This is a genomic window from Bacillus sp. SRB3LM, from assembly GCF_015712745.1.
Classification (GTDB): domain Bacteria; phylum Bacillota; class Bacilli; order Bacillales; family Bacillaceae_G; genus Bacillus_A; species Bacillus_A thuringiensis_K.
Genome location: NZ_VWVQ01000021.1, coordinates 500,322 through 524,604, shown reverse-complemented (window position 1 = coordinate 524,604; position 24,283 = coordinate 500,322). Strand labels below are relative to the sequence as shown.

Here is a 24,283-nt window from a genome sequence, read left to right as displayed (position 1 = left end):
GAATATACCTTTAATTAGTATATATTTCGTTGATTCCTCACTTATTGTCTAGGTAACTTGAATTCATCCTTATATTCACTGAATTTTCACTTGAGAGTCATACGTGTCACTAATAGCGGTATAAACATGCAATAAATATAAAGTTCATAAAATATTCACAATTTTTATGAAAAATATAAACATTTATTCCAATATATTCTATATAATAAAATGTAATAAGGCTTCTATGAATCTCATAGAATACCTTACCCCTAATAAAAAGAAAAAAGAATCCATTTGGATTCTTTTTTCTTTTTTAATTACATTACATATTTATATAAAGCATGTGCCACACCATGTTCTTCATTTGATAACGTTTCGTATTTGCACATTGCTTTTATTTCTTCAACTGCATTCCCCATTGCAATTGATATGTTTGCTTTTTCCATCATAGAAACATCGTTTAGCCCATCACCTATCGCTACAGTGTTTTCAACCGAAATATTAAGATGTTCTGCTAAAGTATATAATCCATTCCCTTTTTGAGCATCTCGATGATTAATCTCTAAATTGTGCCAATATGAAGATGTAATTGCTAAATCTGTATTATGAAGAAATGTTTCTTTTAGTTTTTTTAATTTCTCAATATCATAAGAAAATGGTAATAGTTTATGCACATATATATCTGTTTCTACAATTGGTTTACAACTTTCCGCACTATGAAACGCTGTATGCTCAAGATATAATGCTGCGATTGTTTCTAACTCTTTCAAGTCGAAATTTTCTTTTGAATTCTTCACATACTCAATTTCATTACGTACACTCTCTACTCCATAATCTGGCACATACACACCTTTATCAGTATAAAGCTGATAATATAAACCATTCTCTTCAAGATATTCTACAATTTCAAGTGCCTGCATATTTTGAATTGGATATCTCTTCATCATTTTTTTATCTTTATATATAAGGGCGCCATTTTCCGCAATGATTGGACACTCTAAATCAACTTCTAACAATAATCGCTCAATGTCAACAATAGAACGTCCTGTACAAATTGCTACAACATGACCAGCTTCTTGACATGTTCGAATTGCTTCTGCATTTTCTTTACTTATCATTTTATTCCCCGAAAGAAGAGTTCCATCTAAATCAATTGCGATTAATTTCATTATTTCTTCACCACTTTCTATAAATACACGAGTTTTAATTAATTATTAGGTATCGTTTTCATACAACCCTCGTGAGGTACTTCTTATTTATAATTTATGAAAAGCGTTTCAGGTCAAGAAATAATTAAAAATAAAATCCAAAGCTTTTCTTTTTAAAAAAGCTTCGGATTTTAAACTATGAATTATAACTAATGTATTTTGTCTCACACATGTACACATTTTTTTCTTCAGTTGGGATATATACTTTAAACTTTTCTAACCGTTTTCCATAGACATGAATCGTAATAACGCTTTCATTTTTGCTGATTTCAAGAATATGACAATCCGCTGGTGGAATTACTTTATCAGTTTCTCCTTCTCCCAAATAAAGATTTCCTGTATGTGTTAAATAAACAAGTGAATTTCCAAGTTGTTTCGTTTGTATAAAGTTCTGCACCATTATCCTTCCTGAAAATACGCCTTCTACTCCCCATGTGCCGTCATGATCATGTAAAGGTGTAGATTGTCCATCTTTCCATACGAGAGCTAGTACTTCAAAACGTTTGAGCGGATCTTCATACAATAAATGTCGTGCATATTGAGTCAAATTGGCCTTCTGTTTATCTAACGGAAGCCATGTTTTCTTTTCTAAAAGTTCTTCTAATAATTTTTCAATGCCACACACTATTTCTTCTTCAAATAAACTGTTTTCCATAAGATCTGTAACACCTTTAATAAACTTTTGAAATGATTTACTTCCATTACAAGTCAACATAAGAATCCTCCTCTACGCTTTATATAATTCCATATTAAGGTAATTTCCGAAAACTCACAATTGAGAAACAAAAAACAAGATGCAAATGTATGCACCTTGTTATGATTTTTATTTGGCTTTCAATCGAATAGGTAAGTATTTTAATGTTTGTTCATTTTCTAATATACATGTTTCTAAACAGAAAGATAGAGATAGCTCTATTTTTTCAAAAGCATTTATAAAGGTAGTTAATGCAATCTCAGCTTCTAAACGTGCAAGTGGTGCTCCTAAGCAAAAGTGAGGACCTTTCCCAAAGGTTAAATGTTTTTCATTTCCTGTTCGATGTACATTAAATTGAGAGGCTTGTGAAAATTTTTTCTCATCTAAATTCGCTGCACTAACCCACGCAACAATCATCTGATCCTTTTTCATTAAAGGACCAAATATATTTGTATCCTCTGTAATCCTCCGGGCCAATGTAACAGGAAAGCGATAGCGTAATACTTCCTCAATCGCTTTTGAAATTAAGTTAGGTTCTTTTCTTAACTCTTCATAAATTCCAGGTGAATCTACTAAAAAGCAATAAAAGCTATTAATAATTAAATTTGTAGTGGTTTCATTCCCAGCCGCTAGTAAACCTAATGAAAAGGTTACAATTTCCTCATCGGTTAATCTTTCGCCTTCATATTCAGCTCGAATTAAATCAGATATGATATCATCGGTTAAATGATATCTCTTTTCCTGAACAATCGGTAGAAGGTATGCTTTGAATTCATTTAATGCTATCCCTTTCTCGGCATCCAGATCATTAAACTTTTCTTTACTATACGGCATAAATAAAATATCAGACCATTCTTTAATTTTTTTACGATCTGTTGTTGGGACTCCTAATAAATCAGAAATAACGGTAACAGGTAAAGGTGCAGCAAACTGTTCAACGATATTAACTTCACTACATTTTTCGATATGTTGTACAAGTTCATCTGCGATAGCCTGTATTCGAGGTTTCCACTGTCCTAAACTTCTTGGAGTAAATGCCTTAGAAACAATGGAACGTACATTGCGATGTTCTGGTGGATCTGTAGAGTTTATATTTATTCTAGTTTCTAAAGGAGGAATTGAGAATTGTCTGCGCTCCCTTCTACTTGAAAATAAGCGATAATCTGATAAAACACGATTTACATCATCGTATAAAAAAACATTCCATACATCCTGCTCTTCATCATAATGAACTGGGTGATTATCCCTCATCAAACGATACCATTCATATGGATTCCATAACTCTTCTTTTGTTTTCAGCTTTGAAATTTCATGAACTAAAATAACATTTTCAGGTGAAGCCATAGTTCTTTCCTCCCTTTTCTTTTACAATAAAAGTGATAGGTCGGCAGTTCAAAGTTGTATAAACTATCATATGTTATTTTAACATATACAAAAGGAGAGTTTTCATTAGAGAACTTGAGAAATATATAAGGGGGAGTTTTATGTACGTTGACATTTTACTGCTAGCAGAATTAACGACAGGACCAAAACATGGATATGAAATCAAAAAAAATGTTCAAAATCGTTTAGGTGAGAATTTTGAGTTAAATCACAACATGCTTTACCCTGCCCTTCGGCGCTTTGAAAATATGGGTGCTATAACGAAAAAAATACATAAACAAGTCGCAAAACCCAACCGAAATATGTACGATATAACAGAAACAGGAGAAGAAATTTTTTCTGAAATGTTACGAGAGTTTCCTGAAAAACTTGCGACAAACAATACAGAATTTCTAGTTCGTATTGCGCTATTTGAAAAACTTGACTATGAGGATAGAAAAGAGATTTTGACTGTACGTCAAAACGTACTACATAATCAGCTTACTGCTATTCAGACTCTAGATGTCACCTCATCTTTTATTACTGAAGTCATTGAATTTAGTAAATCACGAATTGAACATGAATTGAGTTGGATTACATCACTTATGAAAAAAATATGAAAAAATAACAAGAAAAGTTAAAAACAATGAATGAAAATGATATTTATTATCAATACTATGATTAATAAAAGGGCAACCACGATTTGGCTACCCTTAAAGAAATTACACTTCTGGATCAAATGTTTTGCAATCTGTTTCTTCCGTTGTAGATGCATGTTTACCTTTATGACTTACTACGTAAATTGCCTCTGCACTACATTTATTACCGTTTGCCCAAAATTTACAGTTGTTTACTTCACATAAAACGTCTTGTGCCATAGTATCACACCTCCTTGTTCTATTATCATTAACAAAATTCGGAGGTATGATACTATTTGTCATTCATTTTTTATTCCCTTTTTAGCTTTCTTAATGGTTCAATATCTCCTCGGACAATAGCATCAATATTTTCAGTTATTTTTTCAATGTCAAAATGCCACCATTGAATTTGCAATAATTCTTGGATTATTTCATTTGAAAATCTCTCTTTTATTTTATTTGCAGGGTTTCCACCAACAATTGTATATGGTGCAACGTCTCTAGTCACAACAGATTTAGCTGCAATGATTGCACCATCCCCTATTTTTATTCCGGGCATAATTGTTGTATCCATACCAATCCAAACGTCATTTCCTATAACTGTATCACCTTTATAAGGTAAATCAGACAAACTAGGTGTATACTTCTCCCACCCATTTCCAAATATATTAAATGGATATGCTGAAAATCCATCCATTCGATGATTCGCTCCGTTCATAATAAAGTTAATTCCAGATGCAATGCTACAAAATTTCCCAATTGTAAGGCAATCCCCTAGAAATTCATAATGATGTAATACTCGATCTTCAAATGTTTCTCCATCTTTCGTATCATAATAAGAATAGTCACCAACAAGTATATTAGGTTTTGTTATTGTATTTTTTATAAATTGAACGTTTTGATTCCCTTCAATAGGGTATTTAACATTTGGATTAGGATTCATTTTGTACAGCACTTCCTTTACCACTTATTTCACTTTCCACCACTATTACTGGCTTTAAATTGTATATAGGTAAAATAAACAATAATCCAATTATAAAAAGTAAAGCCGTCCCTTCATACATCATACTTAATGAAAACATCTCTTTTAAAGAACCGGCAATACTCATCGTTACCACCATTGAACCAGTAAAAAGCGGACTTAAAATACCATTTACACGACCTATAAAATCAGTATCGCTATTTTGAATAATAAGCGTATTAATACCAATTTGGATACAAGGAAGAGCTAAACCACTAAAAAGCTGCGCTGTAAGTGTCACCCATAAATTTGTAGAATATCCTATAATGCCAATACCAATTGCTTGACCAAGCATACCGATAATTAACATCTTTTGCGGAGCAACGTTTTTCGCAAATACCATCGCTAATGCTCCGCCAACAATCATTCCTGCACCATTTACTGTTAATAGCCACTGTAAACTCTCTTTTGATAACCCTAACTGCTCAGTCACAATAAATATACCTAATGGCTGAATTAATCCTATACCTAGTCCTGCAGCCATAAAACAAAGCCCTAGCAAAGTTAATGCTTTTTTCTTTTTGACATACTTAATACCATCCTTCATCTCCTGCAACAGAGTGATATCTTTCTTTTCTACGTCGTTTTCAAGATCTTTTGGAAGAAATAACAATACAACTGCCGCAAGTAAAAACGAGATACCTGTTATGATGATTGAAATATAAATTCCAAAACTATGAAAGATAAATGTCCCTAGGATTGGTCCTAATACCATAAATATTGCAAATATCGTTTGATATATAGACATTGCTAATTGAATTTGTTCCGTTGATAAATGTTGTTTAAACAACTTCATTCCAGATGGTTGTGAAAACTGTGAAAGGATTGCAGAGATGAGTGTCACAAAAAACACAATTTTCCACGTTCCAAACATAAGCGTAATTAATACAGCGAATACTGAAATGGAACTTAACGTTTCACACCATATCATTGTCTTCTTTGGCTTCCACCTATCAGCAAAAGTACCGCCAATAAATGAAAAAATAAAAATTGGAGCGAATTCAGCAACTGAAATCATCGAAATAGCAAAAGCATCACCTTTTGTCATTTCCATTACATATAGTAATACCGCAAAGTTTCGAACCCATATTCCTATTTGTAAAAATAATGCTGATGCTAAAATCCCTTGAACAAACCGATTTTTTAATACTTGTGATACCCCATTGTTTTGTTTCGTTACTACATTTGTCGACATAAAAAAGCCTCCTATTTCATGTTCTGAACAGGAGGCAGCACAAATCATATAAAAAGACTATATATTCGCAGAGCGAAATACATCCCTTTTCTATAAATGTACAGACTAACCCTATTCAGAAGAATATTTCGTTTTTTAACGAAGATCTCTTATAAATAGAATTAGTTGATCATCGGGATGTCTTCACCCTTCCGTTTCGAATTTAAATAATACATACATACTCTATGTAAATCATTTTCGATGTATGCATGTCTCCTTTTAACTATTCTAGAAAGTTAAAGGTAATTCCTCTAAAGAACGCATTAAATAGTTACCTTGCCATTTAATTTCTTCACGATTCCCTTTTATTTGTAGTTCAGGCATTCGATTAAACAAAGTAGTAATAGCAATCTTTGCTTCCAACCTAGCAAGTGGGGCACCTAAGCAGAAATGACTACCATGACCAAAGGCAATATGACGATTATTTTCCCGAGTAATCTTGAATACTTCTGGGTTTTCAAATACAGTTTCATCACGGTTTGCAGAAGCTAAGGCAATGACAACCATATCTCCTTTTTCGATTGTTCGGTCGTGAATTTGAAATGGCTCCGCTGCCCATCTTGAAGTTGTAACCTCAACTGGAGAATAATATCGTAATCCTTCCTCAATAGCAGCATCAATTAATTTTGGGTTTTCTTTTAATAACTGTAATTGATTTGGATTTTCAAGAAGTGCTAATACCGTATTTGTAATTAAATTCACTGTCGTCTCGTGTCCTGCTACAATTAATAGCATTATCATTGAATATAGTTCCCGAGCGCTAAGTTTATGCCCTTCACTCTCTGCAAGTATTAAAGCACTCACCAAGTCTTCTTTTGGCTCTTTTCTTTTAATATCAACTAAATAATGAAGATATGTAATAAACTCAGATAGTTGCTTTTCAGTTTCTCTTATTTCTTCTGGTGTTTCTGGGTAAGCAATGACAGCATGAGACCAAATTCTAAATTTCGCTTGATCTTCTTTTGGAATACCGAGCATTTCACTTATTACAATGATAGGTAAAGGGAACGAATAATCATCAACAAGATTTAATGAACCCTTTCGCTCGACTTCATTTAACAAACCATCTGCAATATCCTGTATTCTTCCTTCCAATTGCGTGATCATCTTCGGTGTAAAAGCTTTTTGTACGAGTGATCGTAGACGATTATGGTTAGGTGGATCTGAATTTAACATATGAGTAGTTAAATAATCACTATTGTCAACCGTAAGAAACACATTCAATGCATCTTGAGGAAATATATTGGCTGGATCTTTTTTTAAGCGACTGTCTTTTAAAAGCGGCAAGGCATCTTCATATCTTGTGACAAGCCATTCCGCTCCTAGTTCAGTTTTATTCACAAATAAGATAGGTTGCATTTTTCTAGATTCTTTATAAATTTCATACGCATCTTCTTTAAATTGAGCTGAAGCTAAATTAATGCCATCCTCTATTTTTAGTCCAACTTTGTTTTTCATTGACATTGTATTCCCTCACTCTCATTTGTTTTTGAAAACCAACCCAACATATGCATTATACTCTAATAAAAACGTGAAAATTGTAAATTTTCAATCAAAATCTTACTTCGTATATTGAAAAATAAAAAAGTGAGAGAGTAAAATCGTTTCACTCTCTCACTTCTCTTTATGCGAAGCACATAAAATTACTAATTTGTTGATAGCGATAACTTACTTTACGACGACGACCACCTTGCCACGTGTAACCTGACACTCCATTTCTTCTCACTTCAGTCGGGAAGAACCATAAATCCCTTCCGAAAGGACCAGGACGATGTAAGCGTAAATAGCCCCATCTTCCTAGACAGTTACACATCCATGATTTCATATTACCTGGTTGTGCTGGAGAAGCAAATGTAGACGGTAACGACGGCGCTTGTGACGGTGGTGGTGACGTTGGAGCATCTTCCGCATCATCTGGTCTGTAATCTTCTTGTTCAATATCTCTCACTTCATTTGTAGGTTCATACCCGTAGTTTTGTGTATTGTAATACATCGCTTGATCATATGGATAATTTTGTTGATTATACATATTAACAAATCACCTTCTTTTCATTCATTACCTTTACCATTCATATGTGATATGCCCTCGCTGGGAAGCTTATGTATAGCCCAAATTCAACTTAAAAAGCTCGTATTATTAAAAATACGAGCCTTTCAAAAATAGAATGTGTTTATTATTTCCTTAACTTCACACTATAAAAACGCATTTCATCTAACGTACCTTCAAATTCAAATACTTCTTGTTTAATTAATTGTTTCAAGCGATATTCTAAGAAAGTATCTCCAACCAATTGTTCAACAAGACCAAGTGCTTCACCAATTACTCTAGGAGCTTTGAGGAACTCTCGATCAGCACCCACACTTTTCGCGCATTCAATTATAAATTGATCAAAATAATCTTCTTGTACAGAATGCACTTCATTTTCTTTCCACACTCTTAAACATTCTATGCTTTCCGATAATCTATCCCACTCATGTTCAAACTTCATTCGCTTCTCTTCAGTTAAATAAGGTAACTTTATAAAACTTTTTTGGAATAAAGCTAAACTTTCAGGTGGTAATTCTCCCGTTCCACGAATATCATACTCTTGTTTTAATATTTCTCTACTTGCTTCAGACGTATTAACAACTCGAATGTTTTTCTTATTCTTTAATTGTGCTATTACAAAACTTAGGCCTACATGTTCATGTGCATTATCAGCCTTCCAAATTGTAATAGGCGTTTCAACAGGAATAGTATGTAGTTCTTCTATAGTTGCTATAAATCTTGATAAATATTCTTCTACAAAATAACTATCATAAGCAGTTAAATTATTTATTAACCACTTCTGTCTTGCTAGTTGCCCCTCATTCGTATGCAACTTATATATCGGTCCAATTGAAAAGAATTCAGAAAAAGCAACAACACTCTCTTCATATAACTCTTCTTGGCTTAACATATATTTTAAGCAACCAGCCGTTGAATCATCAAAAGCAATATGTACGTGCGTACTTTCTATTACATTCCTTTTATAAGTAGGATTACTCGTTAATTGTTTCGGAATATCCATCAAATTTTTAATTGTATCTTCACTATAGTTTTCTTCTAATAAGTTTAACTGTATGAGAATACTTTGAAGTAAATCTTTAGCCTCATCTTCGTACATATCCCCTACAGCATTTTTAATTTTATCTATCACACAAATCCCTCTATTCATTTCAAAAATAACGTAGATTATAGTGTATCATTTTAGTATAGTTCTTTAAAGTCAAATTCACATTGCTACAGCAATCTGGATTTTCAACAAAAGCTCTCCTTATATTTTTGAATTGCTAAATATTTTTACTTTGAAAATCCTTGTATCTAAATGTATAATTATATAAAAACAAAAATATAGGAGCTATATTTATGGATAAAGTACTTACAAATTATAAACATTACTTAAAAAATTGGAGATTTATATTTATTTGCATACTACCTACTATTGCTTTATTCGTTACTTTCGATGTCATCTTTGAACTATTGTTTCATCAAAATTTCTACTTATCTAACTTAATTTCTGCTATCATATTATTTTTAATATTTATTAACATTAAAGATAAATTTAAAATTAAAGGCTAAAGAACAATATTTCAAAATAGCCTTTTATTATTGCATCCTACTATAAAATAAAGCTCGTAGTAGATTTTTATAAAAAATAAGAGCACCCTGCAATTGGATGCTCTTATGTGATTAGAGGTTTTTTCTGAGTATTAAGTAGGACACAAAGATCTTGTCCTACTACATAATATATGCTTATACTTATTATTTCGTGCATGTATTAAGCACCATGTTCAGGTACTTAATATATGCATAGTCATTACTAAAAAATCTACTCAAATATTCACTGTACAATTTCATATTTATAAATTAAAAAACATCCTCAATGGATGTTTTTTATCTAACGATTTTAAGCTTCCATAAACTTAGCCGGTACACCAATTTTTTCAACTACAGAAGATATATTAGTAGGATTAATCATTACATTTTCAATACATACTAATTTATTTTCTAATATCCCATTCTCTGTAGTAATAAGTTCTTCAAACCGATCTAAAGTCATTGAGAATTTGTGTTCACTTCCACCATTCATACTAACTTTTACATACTTCATAGTGTCACCGCCTTTCATAATAATTTACATTTCGACAAGAAGGCGCTTACATCCTTTTATTTACTCTTAGATTTCTCACGTTTACATGTATTTTGAGAAAAGAAACTACTATTATTTACTCACAAAGTTATTGCTAATAAGAAAGATAAAGATAACAATGCACAAAGTGGAATATATAAACAGGTATCCATTCTAGCAAAGTGCGTATTTTTTTGTCGTTTAAAGATACCAAAATAATTAAACTCACCAATTACTCTAATAGAAAAGATGATCATACAAATCTAGGAACCGACTTGTATAATAAAATTAGGAACTGCAAAATGAACAATTTTTGCTTGTTGCAACAAAGTTATTGCTACCATACTTAATAATAATGCAATGAACATTGTCATTCCGGCGCGAGGTGTAAACGCCTTTTCCCCTGATTTAGTTGGAATAACACTATTTGTCCCCCAATTACCTCCGAAAGCCCAATATACATGTAAAAAGCTAACTAAGAATAATATACAAGCAGATATATATGTAATGATAAGCATTTTATCCTCCCCTTATTTTAGTTCCTATCTATAAAATATGCTATTCCTCTCCGCAATAGCAACTTTCATTTCATTACATAAAAAAAACCGTAATGATTTATCAATATTAAGATAAGTCATTACGAGGTTATTAAACTTCATTATGCATTATACCTATTTCTTCGGCGTTCCATCCTTGTTTGACCTTGAACTGCATTTTCTTTGTATGGATCTATTTGCTCTGTCATTTCATATGTTGCAACTGGTCCTTCGTACTTATGCTCATTTATCTTTTCTGGCATTTTACTTTTGGATTCTTTCCCACCAAACTTAAATAGTTTCATCTTTAATTTCGGTAATCTTGGAAGACGAATCTTAAATGATAATCTTTTGCGTTTCTTTTTTGGTCCAAGTAGATTTATATTTTCTTTATTATTATCTTTCTCTTTGCGGTGAATGAACATCGCAAGTAATCCTCCTATTACAAGTCCTCCAATTAATAGTAATATATATACATAATGGCTTGTCATTAAACTCGTTATGCGTTCAAGTATGACTAACGACTGTACTTCTTTTATATCCCATAGTAAAGCGGCCCATAATGAGAATAAGCCCAAAGTAAGTCCATATGTACGAAAACGGAATAAACATGGTATTAACGCGACACATGCTGCAATTTTCGCATTTGCTATGATTGAGCTTGTTGAAATATCCTGATGCCAAATAACTAACAGTAATGTTATAAATGGCGCATACGCTATCCAGCTACATATACGTGAATACATCTTTTTAGCAAAATAACTACCGAAACTAGTAAAAAATAAAAGTCCTCCAATATATATAGATTGTTCTAGAGGGATTTGCTTTATAAGTCCTGCAATTGGAAAGAGGACGCTCAATAGCATTAAGAGCACATCTAATTTCTTCACAATTCCCCATTCCTTTCAAATTTTTTCAATTAATAAAAATCGTTTTTCCATATGATATAGTTTTTGTATTTCTAAAAAACATATTAATCCTGTCTGCACATAAAGTAAATATGTAAACGAAAAGATACTTGACAAAGGATATCCTTATTTACATAAAAAAATGACAAATCCTAATCGATATAACGAGCAGGATTTGTTTACTAGTATTTAAAGTAGTGTAATTGAATCTTACTTTTCTACTTTTACTACATCTACATCCAATTCATCATCAAATTCTTTGAACTCTCTTGCGTCTATGTCAGTAATATAACTCTTTATTACCTTTTCCATATGCATGGAATATGTCATGTGTACATTCTTTTTCGAAATCATACTAGAATTACAGCACATGTAATGTATCATTTTAGCGATATAATCCCTTTCTACAGGTTTTACACCTAATGGTAGAATTTCAAGTATATATCGATGAAAAGTCCCACTACAATTAAGTGAATATTCACCAGTGCTATAATACATCCCTTTTTGATCTGCATATAAGCCAATGCTATCTAGAGCATCATCGCGTACTATTACACCGTAACTTGGTACATCAAAACCTGTATTTATTCTAATAATATTTAAATTTGGAACCTTTAACACCTCTGGAACAATATCAGGTAAAATATCTGTATTAATTTCTTTATTTTGTAACTCTTTTATCCAATATTTTCTCAAATTTGCATCTACAATGAAGTAAACTTGTTCATTTTGTTCTTTTGCATATTGTACAATTTCCATTAATGTTTCGAAAACATATTGTTTAAAAAGAGCCCCCATATCATTTCTCTTTGATGGTTGTGGTAAAAATGCATTATGTTTATTTATATTTAATATTACGTAATCAATCGTTTGCCACTCTGTATTCCCATATAATTTATATAAAATTTCTTTTCCTTTTATTTTTGAAAAAATAGGTAAGAAATCAAATTTCGATATTCGTTCAATTGATAAACTAACATATGTACAAGGTAAATTTATCTTATTCCAACTACGCTTCAAAAATCCTTTTTGTTCTAATAGACTAAAAATACTATTTACAATTGTTTTACGAGATACACTTTGGCCTATAAATAAATTAATAAATGTTGAAATACGGTTTGTTCGTGCAAATCCCTCTCTAATGATTTGTTTTGGATCAATTTTTTCGCGTCCATCACAATTTTTCATTGCGATTAATGCTAATGTCCCATCACTGCGCTTACCCGCGGTAGCATAGACAGCTTTCTTAACATCATCTACAAGATTTGTTTTATATTTTTGGCAATATTGCATTTTATATGGATTTTGTAACACCTTTTCAATATTATATCTCACAATCTTTAATAACACTGGAAAATCTGTATTCAATACATAAGAATTTTCACCAACTTTAGTCAAAACAATTTCACTCTCAAGTAATGCTTGTTCTATTTCCAGCGCTATATTTTCAGACCAAACTTCTAATGTTAATGTCTCTAATCCTTTTGGTGCAAATAAAGGAAATAATTCATTTTTGTTATTTGTTGCTATCTTTTTACATTCTGGAAGTATTGTGAAATAAGAGAATTTACGCTGAAATTCTTTAAATAAATACTCTCTTTCCTTTACCTTTATACCCGGTTCTATTTTAGTACCTTGAACTTTATAAATTCTCTCATTGTATGGAAATAACACCCTTTTATTTTCTCCTACAATATAATCTTTCGGATATTGGAGAATATGGTCTAAATCCACCTCTCCCCCTATTTGAAAATCATCTTTTAAATTTCTAAATATCTTAATCCATTTCATACCGGTTGTAGCTTGTTGTATTTTTAGTTTTACAAACCGGATTTTTTTATTATTTGACGCAAACTCTGTAGAAATCAATATCATGCCTCGTTTCCGTCTTAAAAGTAAAGGAATATCTGGATGATTATATTCTTGATATTAAGACGATTTTTATGAACATTTCGTATAAGTGTGATTTTACTGATTAAAGCTATTTTCAAAGAAGACATATCAGCGATAATTTATGTCTATTTCTTATAGGTGTTAGCAAGTTTGTTTGCAAACTTGTTAGCACTTTTTTATTTAAATAACTCATACATTTCTTTTTACTTTACTGATTATATTCCCAATTGCGTACTAATTATGTAGGTTCGTCTACCTACCATATTTCAGACAAAATAGCCGGTACGGATTGATGCCAACAGGGTAATGGCAATATAAGTCTTCTTTCTTCTATTATTTTATTTCCAAGTATGTATATCATATTTTTCATTAATAGAATAAGAGAATTTAATAGTAATGACGATAAATTCATATATCTTATTTATATATATTATGTTATAGTTTCATATGTTAATTAATTACAATATTTTTCAAAAAGAGTATACATAGGCATATCAATCATGTTATTTGGGATAGGTTTTTCTTTAAATTAGGAATTAAATAAAGAATCATAAAAACGCGCTAGGTACAACTAAGAAAGAAACGGGATAAAGAATAAGTCATTGGGGGACTAGTAATGAAACATAAAGTGTTATCGGTAGCATTACCAATTTTGCTAATTAGTGGAGTAGGTTGTTCAAAAGAAGATACAGAAAAGAAAAAGACTGATAATTTACAAGTAGCTGAAGCGGAATCTAATAAAAAGGCCTTAGAGACTGTAAACAAAGAAGTAGATAAACTACGCAAAGAAAAAGATGAATTAGAGAAGAAAGTAGCTGAAGCGGAATCTGATAAAAAGGCTTTAGAGACCGCAAACAAAGAAGTAGATAGACTACGCAAAGAAAAAGATGAATTAGAGAAGAAAATAGTTAAAGAACCAGGAATCAAAGAACAAGAAAGAAAAGAAAAAGACCCCCTAACAGATGTCCATGGCCCTATAACGATAAAACAGTATCAAGAAAAGATGGAGACACTTGTTAATCAGTTTTCAAGGGAGCTGCAAGCTACAAAACCGATATTTGCAAAGGATCAAACATTAAAAATAAATCAAATGGAGTTAAAGAAACAATTTGAAGTAGTCAAGGGAGAACTTAGGAAGTTAAAAGAACTTGACCCACCTAAGGCTTATGATTATTTCAAAGTGCAACTAAGAGACGATGCTAAAGTAATTGAAATATGCATAGAACAAATATTTGTAGGTTTAGATGAAAAAGATACTGAAAAGGTTGATTCAAGTTTAAAAGCTATGTATGGATATATAGATACTATGGGTTTGACACTAGACGAAATAAGAAAATTAGAAGGCTAATCCTTAGAAAAGAGTTATTTGTTAATGAAATATAAATTACTAAATTTATCTACCCCTGTATTTCTTGTACCAGGGATAGATTTGAGAATGATGACAACATAAGTTAAGGTATTAAATTTCGTTGAAGTTAAAAAATAATAAATACTATAAAAAAAGAGAGTTACCTATTGGTAACTCTCTTTTTTTATTAGATAAGATTATTTTTCAATACTGTCTAAAATTCAAATTATTATTACTTAAATATCTTTATATAAAACACATGGAAATATTTACTTCGTTTCAAAAACGTTATATTATTATATTTATTAATTATGTATTTTAAATTCAAAAAAGGAGATGAAGTTTTGATTAAAACTAGAACTGTCGTATTAGTTGTCTTTATAGCTATAATTTTTTGTTTCTCTATTAAAGTAATATTCGGTGATAAACCGGCATCGAATACAGAGTCATCTACTAAAGTTAAAGATGCTACCTCTGAACCACAAAAAGAAAAACTGTCCGCACAACTAGATACGTTAGATTATAATAAGGAGACAAACAAACTCAAATTATCTTTAACTACCAATATTCCTGATTCTACAAAAGCAACCATAAAAGTATATAGTTCAAAAAAATCAGATGAATACAATTATACTGCTACAAGTAGTGAGGTATTTAAAGATGGCAAATTACAAACAACTATTTCCCCGTCACAAATTGTCGAAAACGGACAATACTATGTGAAAATACTAATTGATGTTTCAACTGCAGAATATACTTCTACAAATAAACATCTCATTGATAAACTTGGAAGTAAATATGAAGTAGAAAAACAATATAGCGGAGATACATTAGTAAAAATTCACAATATTTCTTACGATAAATATAAAATTGATATTGACACAAAAAATATAATATCTATTGAAAACGGCTTTTCTGAACAAGAAGCGCAACAAGAACGAGCTAAAATAAAAAAAGAACAAGAACAACGCGAACAACAAGCAGTACAACAGCCTAAACAAAATGAAGTTCAGACTACAACTGTTGATGCAAACAGTAAGGGTGAAGCGTGGCTAAAGTTATCCGAAGCAGAGAAACGAACATTAACAAACCGACTAATCAGTAACTGGAAGTCTAATGGCTACACAGTTACAGTTGATGCTGATTGGTTTATCGGAGCTTTAGATGCATTCTATGGAACCCCAGAAACAAACGTAAATACAATCGCGGATGCTATGACTCTATCTGGTGTCGCTGGTGGAGTAGTAAAAAAATAAAAAAATTCGACCGCCTGTAATAGGCGGTCTTTTCTACGTTCATTAAGCGCACAGTTTACTTCACATTCACATACGTTGGGCTAGCCGTAATATAGTACGTATGCCCTTTCGAATTGTGTGCCTTATACTGCGGATAGCCATTTACATCAACTTTAGCATCGATAGTAAAGCCGAGTCCTGCGTCAACAGTGCCTGCTAGGTATGATCTATTCCATGTAGCTTTCGTATAAAAGTTTAAATCGTTTACTTTCGATACGACACGTTTACCTAATACGTTATTATTTACCGTTACATTACCTTTATTATAATGAATATAGGACGAATTATATTTAACCCATTGCTCGCCACCTAAGTTTAACCAATTACCGTTAGGTCCGTTAGACTCAGCGAATACTTTGTACGCTTCGCCTTGTTTTAATTTACGAATCACACTGTAATTAGTACCAGGACCTTTTCTTAAATTAACGTTAGTGCCATCGATGTATGCTACACCGTTAGAAGGCGTTACAGTAACGGTAAGTTTCTCGACCTCTGGCTTAGTAGGTTTTTCCGGTACTACAACGGATACTTGACCGTTTTCGTACGCTTTCTTTACATCAGCACGGAACTGAGCGATAGAGATACCGTATGAAGCTAAGTATGCACGGGGGTCTTCGTGATCAGTACCACCTAATTTACGTGTTACATCTTCGTGAGTCCATAAGCCTTGTTCGACTGTTAATCCGTTGTCTTTCAGGATTTTCGCTAGTAACTTAACATAACGCTCATACGAAGATTTAAATTTTGCTGGATTACTAGATTCAGAAAGCTCAACGTGGACAAATCGTTTATTTGCCGCTGGCCCCGCGCCATAAGCGATATACTTCGTATCTGCGATTTGAATCGTTTCGTTCCAATCTACCGCAAAATGAACGAATGCATTTCGCCAAGTCCTAGCTTCATAGTTTCGAATATTAATAGCAGGTGCTTCCGGAGTGGCGGTCGAATGAGCTACAACGCCCTCGTAAGCACCTACACCATAACGGTATGGTTTTTTCGGTAAATCAGGAATAATAAGTGTTCTATCAGCAAAAGCACTTGTAGCAAAAGAACTAGCAAGTACTAGAATCATAAGTAAAGAGGTGATATGTTTCATTGTCTTTTTCATTTAGCATCAACATCCTTTTTCATAATTTTTGTGTGGTCAAATAATCCACTTGCTGACAGTCCAATGATGATTCCTTGAAATACATTTGTTTTGATATCTCTGTCCAAAAATAAAACGCCTAGCACTATGCCAAGCGTTAAATTTAATAACGGAACATATTTTGTTTGTAATCCAATTGTTTTTCCAATTTGCGAAAGACCAACTACAATTCCAATCATTACAGTAATTTCAAACATTACAGTAATTTCAAACATTACATACCACCTCCTTTCATTAAGAAAGTGAGAATGCCACCAACAATTCCGCCAACTATAAGTCGCAAAATCCAGGTAGTATTGGCGCTAATTTTATCTAGCTGTTTGTTGATATTGATAATGTCTTTCTCGTTACCTGTTGTCCGCATTTCTAAACTTTTAATCTCTAAACGAATGTCCTTAATATCTTGCTTTATTTCTTGAACATCGCTTCTTACTTCTTGTAACCCTTCCACTTTGACCACCTCATTTCAAAATAAAAAAGAGAGACAGTTATTTGTCCCTCTTTTGTTATAAAAGCCGTATTTTGTACAAAATAAAAAAAGACCAGCTATTGCTGCTCCTGCTCCGTTTGTGTGTTATTTTCATTAGTTGGTGTTGACGGTTCTTGAGATGGATAATTCCCTGTAAGTGATGTATAACACTCTAAACAAATATTCTTTTTCGCAAACCCCATATCCAGTGCGTACAGACGAGCTCCACGTTTACATATTTCGCATCTTGTTGCAATACGGAAATATATCGTTCCATCCGTTTCCCCCCACACCTCTACTTTATTAGCACCATATAAACCGGCATTGTTTAGCATATCAAAAGGAATTCGCACAAATACTCCGTTTTCGTTTCTTTCTGAATCTACTAACCTACCAGCAAATGGAGCGCCTTGCCCTGCTTGTAAGGGATAACCTTGTAAATCTTTGTAATCATTCATATATTTTCCTCCTAAACGTTAGGTAGCTTGTACCATTGTCCTCCCATTCCCATAAAATAAAACCCATAGCCTTGGCCGCCATCAAAGAAACGAATGGAACCAGCTTGGCCCATTTTATTACGCCCTAAATTTATTCCCTGCGTTAGAATAGGTTGATTTACGAATACATCCTTTTCTGTAATTATATCAAAGGTCTGCCCATGATCAGCTGGACCTATGTTGTTATTTACGCTGCCTATAGCAATTCTATTAAACGGTTGAAGACCGTCTGCCCTTTCAGAACCTGCACGATCCCAGTGATATACACAAGCGTAGTTACCACTCACCAATGTTATCCCACTCACACAAACAGCTCTACCAGCAGAAACTTGCGCATTTGCAGCTGTAACTTTAACTACAATCATATGTTCTTGTGGATTGTAATTGTTAGGAACGGTAAATGTGAAATTATACTTTCTAATTTCACCATAAAATGTAGATGGCTCTGGAAAATCTTTATATATTTCATGCCAAATTTTATAGGTTACATCATCGAGTGGTGTAACAAAACATACCTGCAATCGTGGTTTGGCAGTTGTACGCACACCATTGATCTGTGCGGTTCTATAATGCGCTGACAATGTATAAGAGTTTCCTGGATGAATCCCGTTTTGAACTTTTGTTTCTGGGTAATTATACGTGTCGACACGTACTGCATTTACCATTTGTTCATAGTTAAATATAAAAGTGTTATTTTCTATCACTACACCGTTTCCTTGTACTTTCCAAGGTAGACCATATCCAGTACCAAACCCCTGGTAATTGGGGATACCTATGTTCAATTTTGGAACACTAGAAAAATCATGATCGGCTATTAAATTTCGTTTTGGTATAACGGTTGTTTTCGTTCCCCATTCATCTTCAAAAAGGAAGTCTAACATTTTAACAGTAACGCCGTTTTTATCAATGGTAATCTTATCACCATTAACGTTTATAACATTCGTATCAATACCTTTTGCCGTTAACCATTTCACCATTGTATCAGCATTAATAGCAAGCTTCGAAACGTCGATTGTAATTTGCTCTGCTGTTTGATTAATAGATGAAATAATATCGCCTTTTTTGACTGTAGAATTAATTTGATTAGACATTAATGTAATAGAACTTTCGTGTTTTTCCACCATTGCCTTACTTCCAAATTGACCGTTAGCTTCTGCTTTGGTGTATACATCCGTTTTCTCTGCTTTTAGGTCAATACGGTTAGATTGCTGATTAATCGTTGTTTCCATTTTAGAAACTTTACTATCAAAATCAGAAGTAGCCACTTTCTTTGCGATTTCGCCTACAAGTTGGTCATAGTTGGCATAGTCTTTCGGATTCTCCATGAATGTAGAACGAGTAGATCCTTGTTGTAATTGCGGTTGAGATACCCAAATTGTGCCGTTCTGTCTAACCCATATATCACCTTGTAAATGCGTTATCGCTACGTTAGGAGAAGTGATTTTAACAGATACTAGTATCCAAGAATTGTTTACTAATAAATCTTTAAACTCAGTTTGTACAAATGTTGCAATTGCATTTGCCCCATTAAAGAATTGAAGTTTAATCGCTCCACCATTATCAAGTGTATTCTTATCCTGGACGTATACCCAAGCGGAGAATACATAGTCACCACCATTTTGTACAGCTGGGACCTTCTGCATGATACCAGACCACTTACTAGCAGTTTGACCTGTAGCTGTAATTTTGACAGAATTGTAACCTTCATGATGCCTAGCACTCTCAGGAACTATTGTAATCCCTGAACCTGTACCTACGACGCTCCATTTCGTGGTACTTGGGGTTCTATTTGTTACAGCGCCTGTAGAAGCGTTTATTACTCGGTCTTCAAATGCAACATTAAATAGTAAGTTCGTACTTCCTAATCCACCCACATATTCTTGCATTTGAGTATCTGTTACTTTAGATTTGATTTGATTATTCAACTGTGTGATATCGCTTGTGTTTTGTTGAATAATCTCCCCTTGTTTACCTTGCGTTTGAGATAACGTCGTAATGGTTTGAGAATTAGAATCTGTAGTCTGTTTAACTTGATTTAAGGTGGATTGCATTGTACCTTGATCTTTTTGTACTTTTGAGATTGTTTGAGAGTTTGTATTTACTGTTTGCTGAATTTCATTAGTTGTTTGGGTAAAATCCGCTTTAGAAGTAACTTCATCGTTAGAAAGTTGCCAAGTTGTTCGTATGTTACCTTCTTCAAATTTTGCATGGTGTGAGTTTAAATTACCATCAATATTGCGCCCGGAGTAATAGAATTTAACTTGAGTTACATCTTTATCTTTTGTTCTAAATGCAACCGATAGTGGTTCGTCTTTATAATCCACATTTATCTTTAATTGCGAGTCAGCACGTACAGATTTCCATTCTTGCTCTCCATCTGCATACGTTATTGCTGTTTCAACACCAAACCAAGGGTTAGTATTGAGTTTTGTCATTTTCCCAGTAAATAAGAAGGAAATAGTAAACGTCTTGTTTCTGAAATTAATCTTATCGGAAAGAGTCATCTGTTTACTGTCTGACCAGGTTCCAGTTACGTTCTGTTTATTTACCCCTGATTCTGAGCCGCTTGATAGGTTTATAGAACCTACAGAAATATTGCTTACGTCGGTTTTTAATTGTGAAATTGTTTGTTTGTTAGTATCAGCAGTTTGTTTTATTTCATTTGTTGTTTTTGTTAGGTTACTTGTTGTTTGCTGTATATCGGAAATAGTCTGTTTAGTACCTTCCACAGTCGATTCAACTGTATTTAATTTATTACTAATCTCAGTATCTTTTTTTGTTAACGATTCAATAGAAGTTTTAAATCCATTAGAATCCTGTTCAAACTTAGTTACTTTCTTATCAATTTCACCTTGTTTATTTTCGATATTAGAAATTGTACGGCTGACACCTTGTAAGTTTTCCTGCACTTCGTTGAATTGTCCTGTCGCTTGATTTTGTGCTTCTTGAACCTTTTGATTTAATTCTGTTTTAGCTGTTTCAATATCTCCCTTAACATCTTTAATACTTTGCTGCAATGGTCCTGTATCAGGGACGACAGGTTCCCACGCTGTGCCTGTCCATATTTTCAAAATACCAGGCTTACCATTACTAATATCACGCCATAGCGTTTTATTAGGTTTAAGACCAGTAGTAGGTTGATTAGCTCCCTCTATGATGTCCACAAGATTTTGATCCATATAATCTTTAGTCTCTTCTGCTATATCCTTTGCCGCTTTACTTTCTTTTTGAGCTTGTTCGGCTGTATCCTTCGCTTCTTCTGCTAACTTTTCTAGTTGTTCTAATAGTTCTTTATTGGCTTTATTACCTAAAGAAGCAAGCAATCTATTGTATAATTTTCGCATTTCTTCATTTGGATCAGTAATTTCACGATAGTCACCAAATACATATTTATCTTGTGAAGGGTCTGTAAATGACTCATCACCAGCAATTGCCCGTGCTTCTAAATAAAGTTTCGGTGTAAATCCAGTATCTTTAATTCGAATTGTATCTCCTTCATTAATTAGCTCGTGAGATAGTCCAAATACACGTCCTATAGCTGCTGCTTCTACATCGTAAACAACAGAAGTATTAACGCGTTTTGCGAACTCTGTTTTCATAAGAGTTAAAAGACGTTGCGGTGTCATATTTTGTTCTTCTGTCTCTGGAGAATAGAAGCCAAATTTATGTTTCCCCTTCTCATTCCAACGTTGAAAAGCATCACTATCAGTAATGTAAGGTAAACCATCGTTAATTTTCTCAACTGTGATAATAGTATCCCCTTCACCTTTGACGAATCCAACAAGGGCGGTGCAAACATCCCTAGAATGCTCGATACGTCTAACACCGACTAAATCCTTTCCTAAAGTTACTTCCTTGCCAGTGTCTCTACCGCGTTTTTTCACCATATCCACGTACCAGCCAACAATCTGTGAACCGACTACTTCTACACGATATTGAATCTCTAATTCGAATAAAGAAGCTATTTTCTTTAAAAAGGTAAGAGGATCTATAATCGTATCGATGGTCATTGTATGGAAACCAGCATATTCTGTTTTTCCAAGTTTCCACTTCGTACCTGCAAGGGCCATATCCATGAATTGATTTACTGTTTTGCCTTCTATACGTTGCGGCATGATATAACCGTCTTTTGCTATCTGAACCCATGCTCCAGAAGCACGTACAGTAAGTGATCTATCTCTTGAATCCTTTTCAGCTTCATTATTTATAACGTAAGGAACAATCCGCCCATCACGCACTTCTTTTAATACTAAATTTTGTTGCATGAGTGTAGCTGCATGCTCTGTATTATCAAACACTTTAAACTCTAACGTATCGATATTGTTCTTAATCTCCCAATGACGTATATCATCCCAATAATCTTGCGGCTGGATATTAGCAACAATTTGATCTGTTTTAAAATCAATGACATGAAGTGTGCCGCTAGGTGCTCTCATCGATATCTCTCCCTATACGTTACTTTGGCTATTCCTACATCGGAAGGCATAATTTCAAGCTTGTTTGATCCTTTGCTAACAACTGGATAATCACTGAATATATCTTTTAAATTTATAGCTTTTTTACCATTAATCGATACAAGGCTTCGCTCGGTATCAATAACTACCTTATCTCCAACATCAAAAATGTAAGGTGGGTTATCTTGTGTATTCGTATTAACCTTCCAGATTTTTAAATCATCAATGCTCATGTCTGTACAGAACATGTTATCCGAAAATTGACTGATGCTAATTTGAACTTGTGCTACCTTATCCATGTTCACATTATTTTCGTCTTCCCACACGACAAAGCGTTCCGAATCATCCTTTTCGGTATTCCATAAAAACTTAGAAATATAAGCTTCCCACCTATTACCGGTGCGAGCTAACCATAATCGGCCGCGATATTGATTCCATGTAGTAGGATGGTCTCCTGGTTCATTTATAAGTACTCGCTCGCTGACAGGTTTCTTTTTGTTTCCAAGTTTAGCAAAACCTGTATTTTGTTCAGCTTGCCAATGGACATCATTCATAGAAATACGAGCTACATAGTCGCTGTTTTCATCCAACAAACCAATTTCAACACGCCCCATTTGATCTGGATGCGAGCTTCTTACCCCAACATAAGCCTGCATAATAAAATCTTGTAGCGGGCCTTGTGGGATGTTCTTTTTAGCTATGCAACCATGCCAACCCTTTATGTTTGTTTCACCTAAATAAACCGGAACTAGGCGTGAGCCTGCATCCACTTTGAACGCTCCGCCCCCGACCATATCTTCTGCATTCGGAACATTCGTCCAACCTACAGTTGTAGACATTTCATCCCACATAACACGCTGGTTTCTTTCAACGGGTACCTGATCCATTCTAAGTGGCCATCCGATACGAAAATAATTATCTCCATTCCAAACATCAAGAAAAGTGGAAGGTTTCGTTACTTCAATTTCAATAATCGGGTTAGATTCGACACTCCCTTTGTTTTGAATATTTGCCACTAGTTCACGCTCATCCGCTTGAAATTCTACGGTTCTTGTAGGACCTAATTTATAAGGCATTGGACAAATAAACTTCAAAACGCCTTTTCCAATATCTACGAATTCATCAATATTGAATTCTTCATCCACAACAGCTAAATAGGTCCTTTCATTTTCTATATCGAAAATAAGCTCTGCTGGTTGTTCTGTAATTAACCAGGATGCTATTTCTTCTTTTAATCTTTCTGTACCAATGCCATTTGGCGCTATAATTCCAACAGGTACAGATAAAACACGCATATCAGTATCTGTACTTAATAGTCTCGCTCCTTGATAGCTTGGAGCATTTAACAAATTTCTTCTTAATGGTGCCCATGCTGGTCTTTTCCATCCTCTTTCTATGTGAATGTAACTTTTTCGTTCCCCATTAAATGAAAAAGAGCTCATTATT

The 24,283-nt window shown here is 33.4% G+C and carries 22 protein-coding genes and 1 pseudogene; 4 read left to right on the top strand and 19 right to left on the bottom strand.

Annotation, left to right across the window (positions count from 1 at the left end):
* Positions 1-299: 299 nt before the first annotated feature.
* The 3 genes from F3I02_RS15945 to F3I02_RS15935 form a co-directional block, all read right to left on the bottom strand.
* Positions 300-1,151, bottom strand: a complete 852-nt coding sequence (locus tag F3I02_RS15945; protein WP_000766388.1) for a Cof-type HAD-IIB family hydrolase — start codon at positions 1,149-1,151, stop codon at positions 300-302.
* A 175-nt stretch (positions 1,152-1,326) separates the two neighbouring features.
* On the bottom strand, positions 1,327-1,905 hold the full coding sequence (locus F3I02_RS15940; RefSeq protein WP_000954441.1) for a cysteine dioxygenase family protein: 579 nt from the start codon (positions 1,903-1,905) through the stop codon (positions 1,327-1,329).
* 108 nt (positions 1,906-2,013) lie between these two features.
* On the bottom strand, positions 2,014-3,228 hold the full coding sequence (locus F3I02_RS15935; RefSeq protein ID WP_196478162.1) for a cytochrome P450: 1,215 nt from the start codon (positions 3,226-3,228) through the stop codon (positions 2,014-2,016).
* A gap of 140 nt (positions 3,229-3,368) precedes the next feature.
* Between F3I02_RS15935 and F3I02_RS15930 the strand changes: the two genes are divergently transcribed.
* Positions 3,369-3,866, top strand: a complete 498-nt coding sequence (locus F3I02_RS15930) for a PadR family transcriptional regulator (protein WP_196478161.1) — start codon at positions 3,369-3,371, stop codon at positions 3,864-3,866.
* A 102-nt stretch (positions 3,867-3,968) separates the two neighbouring features.
* Here the strand turns inward: F3I02_RS15930 and F3I02_RS15925 are convergent, their stop codons facing one another.
* The 6 genes from F3I02_RS15925 to F3I02_RS15900 form a co-directional block, all read right to left on the bottom strand.
* Entirely contained in the window at positions 3,969-4,124 is a 156-nt protein-coding gene (locus F3I02_RS15925; protein WP_000046095.1) for a DUF1540 domain-containing protein, read from the bottom strand.
* Between the two features lie 70 nt (positions 4,125-4,194).
* Complete coding sequence (locus tag F3I02_RS15920; RefSeq protein ID WP_001069256.1) at positions 4,195-4,827, bottom strand: Vat family streptogramin A O-acetyltransferase; 633 nt, start codon at positions 4,825-4,827, stop codon at positions 4,195-4,197.
* Positions 4,817-6,100 (bottom strand): MFS transporter, encoded by a 1,284-nt coding sequence (locus F3I02_RS15915; RefSeq protein ID WP_000106397.1) that lies wholly within the window; start codon positions 6,098-6,100, stop codon positions 4,817-4,819. The genes F3I02_RS15920 and F3I02_RS15915 overlap by 11 nt, the downstream gene beginning before the upstream one ends.
* A 267-nt stretch (positions 6,101-6,367) precedes the next feature.
* On the bottom strand, positions 6,368-7,603 hold the full coding sequence (gene cypA, locus F3I02_RS15910; protein WP_196478160.1) for a cytochrome P450: 1,236 nt from the start codon (positions 7,601-7,603) through the stop codon (positions 6,368-6,370).
* A gap of 160 nt (positions 7,604-7,763) precedes the next feature.
* Positions 7,764-8,168 carry a hypothetical protein gene (locus F3I02_RS15905; RefSeq protein ID WP_000282694.1) on the bottom strand — a complete coding sequence of 135 codons (405 nt, stop codon included), beginning with the start codon at positions 8,166-8,168 and terminating at the stop codon, positions 7,764-7,766.
* 145 nt (positions 8,169-8,313) lie between these two features.
* Complete coding sequence (locus F3I02_RS15900; protein WP_000565703.1) at positions 8,314-9,318, bottom strand: DUF1835 domain-containing protein; 1,005 nt, start codon at positions 9,316-9,318, stop codon at positions 8,314-8,316.
* A gap of 209 nt (positions 9,319-9,527) precedes the next feature.
* Between F3I02_RS15900 and F3I02_RS15895 the strand changes: the two genes are divergently transcribed.
* Entirely contained in the window at positions 9,528-9,740 is a 213-nt protein-coding gene (locus F3I02_RS15895; RefSeq protein ID WP_000362071.1) for a hypothetical protein, read from the top strand.
* A gap of 328 nt (positions 9,741-10,068) precedes the next feature.
* Here F3I02_RS15895 and F3I02_RS15890 read toward each other — a convergent pair whose 3' ends face one another.
* The 4 genes and pseudogenes from F3I02_RS15890 to F3I02_RS15870 all read right to left on the bottom strand — a co-directional run bounded on the left by F3I02_RS15890 (position 10,069) and on the right by F3I02_RS15870 (position 13,603).
* Positions 10,069-10,272, bottom strand: coding sequence for a hypothetical protein (locus F3I02_RS15890; protein ID WP_000878369.1), 204 nt, complete (start codon positions 10,270-10,272; stop codon positions 10,069-10,071).
* 119 nt (positions 10,273-10,391) lie between these two features.
* Positions 10,392-10,808: pseudogene (locus F3I02_RS33955) on the bottom strand (DUF3995 domain-containing protein).
* Between the two features lie 140 nt (positions 10,809-10,948).
* Positions 10,949-11,716, bottom strand: a complete 768-nt coding sequence (locus tag F3I02_RS15875) for a DUF3959 family protein (RefSeq protein ID WP_000732212.1) — start codon at positions 11,714-11,716, stop codon at positions 10,949-10,951.
* 228 nt (positions 11,717-11,944) lie between these two features.
* Positions 11,945-13,603 (bottom strand): RNaseH domain-containing protein, encoded by a 1,659-nt coding sequence (locus F3I02_RS15870; RefSeq protein WP_196478159.1) that lies wholly within the window; start codon positions 13,601-13,603, stop codon positions 11,945-11,947.
* A gap of 640 nt (positions 13,604-14,243) precedes the next feature.
* Here F3I02_RS15870 and F3I02_RS15865 point away from each other — a divergent pair.
* Entirely contained in the window at positions 14,244-14,975 is a 732-nt protein-coding gene (locus tag F3I02_RS15865) for a hypothetical protein (RefSeq protein ID WP_196478158.1), read from the top strand.
* Positions 14,976-15,319: 344 nt separating this feature from the next.
* Positions 15,320-16,231, top strand: coding sequence for a hypothetical protein (locus F3I02_RS15860; protein WP_098537305.1), 912 nt, complete (start codon positions 15,320-15,322; stop codon positions 16,229-16,231).
* 55 nt (positions 16,232-16,286) lie between these two features.
* Here F3I02_RS15860 and F3I02_RS15855 read toward each other — a convergent pair whose 3' ends face one another.
* From F3I02_RS15855 to F3I02_RS15830, 6 genes are all read right to left on the bottom strand, one after another.
* Positions 16,287-17,378, bottom strand: a complete 1,092-nt coding sequence (locus tag F3I02_RS15855; protein ID WP_098537304.1) for an N-acetylmuramoyl-L-alanine amidase — start codon at positions 17,376-17,378, stop codon at positions 16,287-16,289.
* Positions 17,375-17,614: a holin gene (locus F3I02_RS15850; protein WP_098397859.1), complete on the bottom strand. Its 240-nt coding sequence runs from the start codon at positions 17,612-17,614 to the stop codon at positions 17,375-17,377. The genes F3I02_RS15855 and F3I02_RS15850 overlap by 4 nt, the downstream gene beginning before the upstream one ends.
* Positions 17,615-17,631: 17 nt before the next feature.
* Positions 17,632-17,868: a hemolysin XhlA family protein gene (locus tag F3I02_RS15845; protein ID WP_000398738.1), complete on the bottom strand. Its 237-nt coding sequence runs from the start codon at positions 17,866-17,868 to the stop codon at positions 17,632-17,634.
* Between the two features lie 95 nt (positions 17,869-17,963).
* Entirely contained in the window at positions 17,964-18,344 is a 381-nt protein-coding gene (locus F3I02_RS15840) for a hypothetical protein (RefSeq protein ID WP_196478157.1), read from the bottom strand.
* A gap of 11 nt (positions 18,345-18,355) precedes the next feature.
* Positions 18,356-22,819 (bottom strand): phage tail spike protein, encoded by a 4,464-nt coding sequence (locus F3I02_RS15835; RefSeq protein ID WP_196478156.1) that lies wholly within the window; start codon positions 22,817-22,819, stop codon positions 18,356-18,358.
* Positions 22,816-24,279 (bottom strand): distal tail protein Dit, encoded by a 1,464-nt coding sequence (locus F3I02_RS15830; RefSeq protein ID WP_196478155.1) that lies wholly within the window; start codon positions 24,277-24,279, stop codon positions 22,816-22,818. Before F3I02_RS15830 ends, F3I02_RS15835 begins: the two co-directional genes overlap by 4 nt.
* Positions 24,280-24,283: the final 4 nt, after the last annotated feature.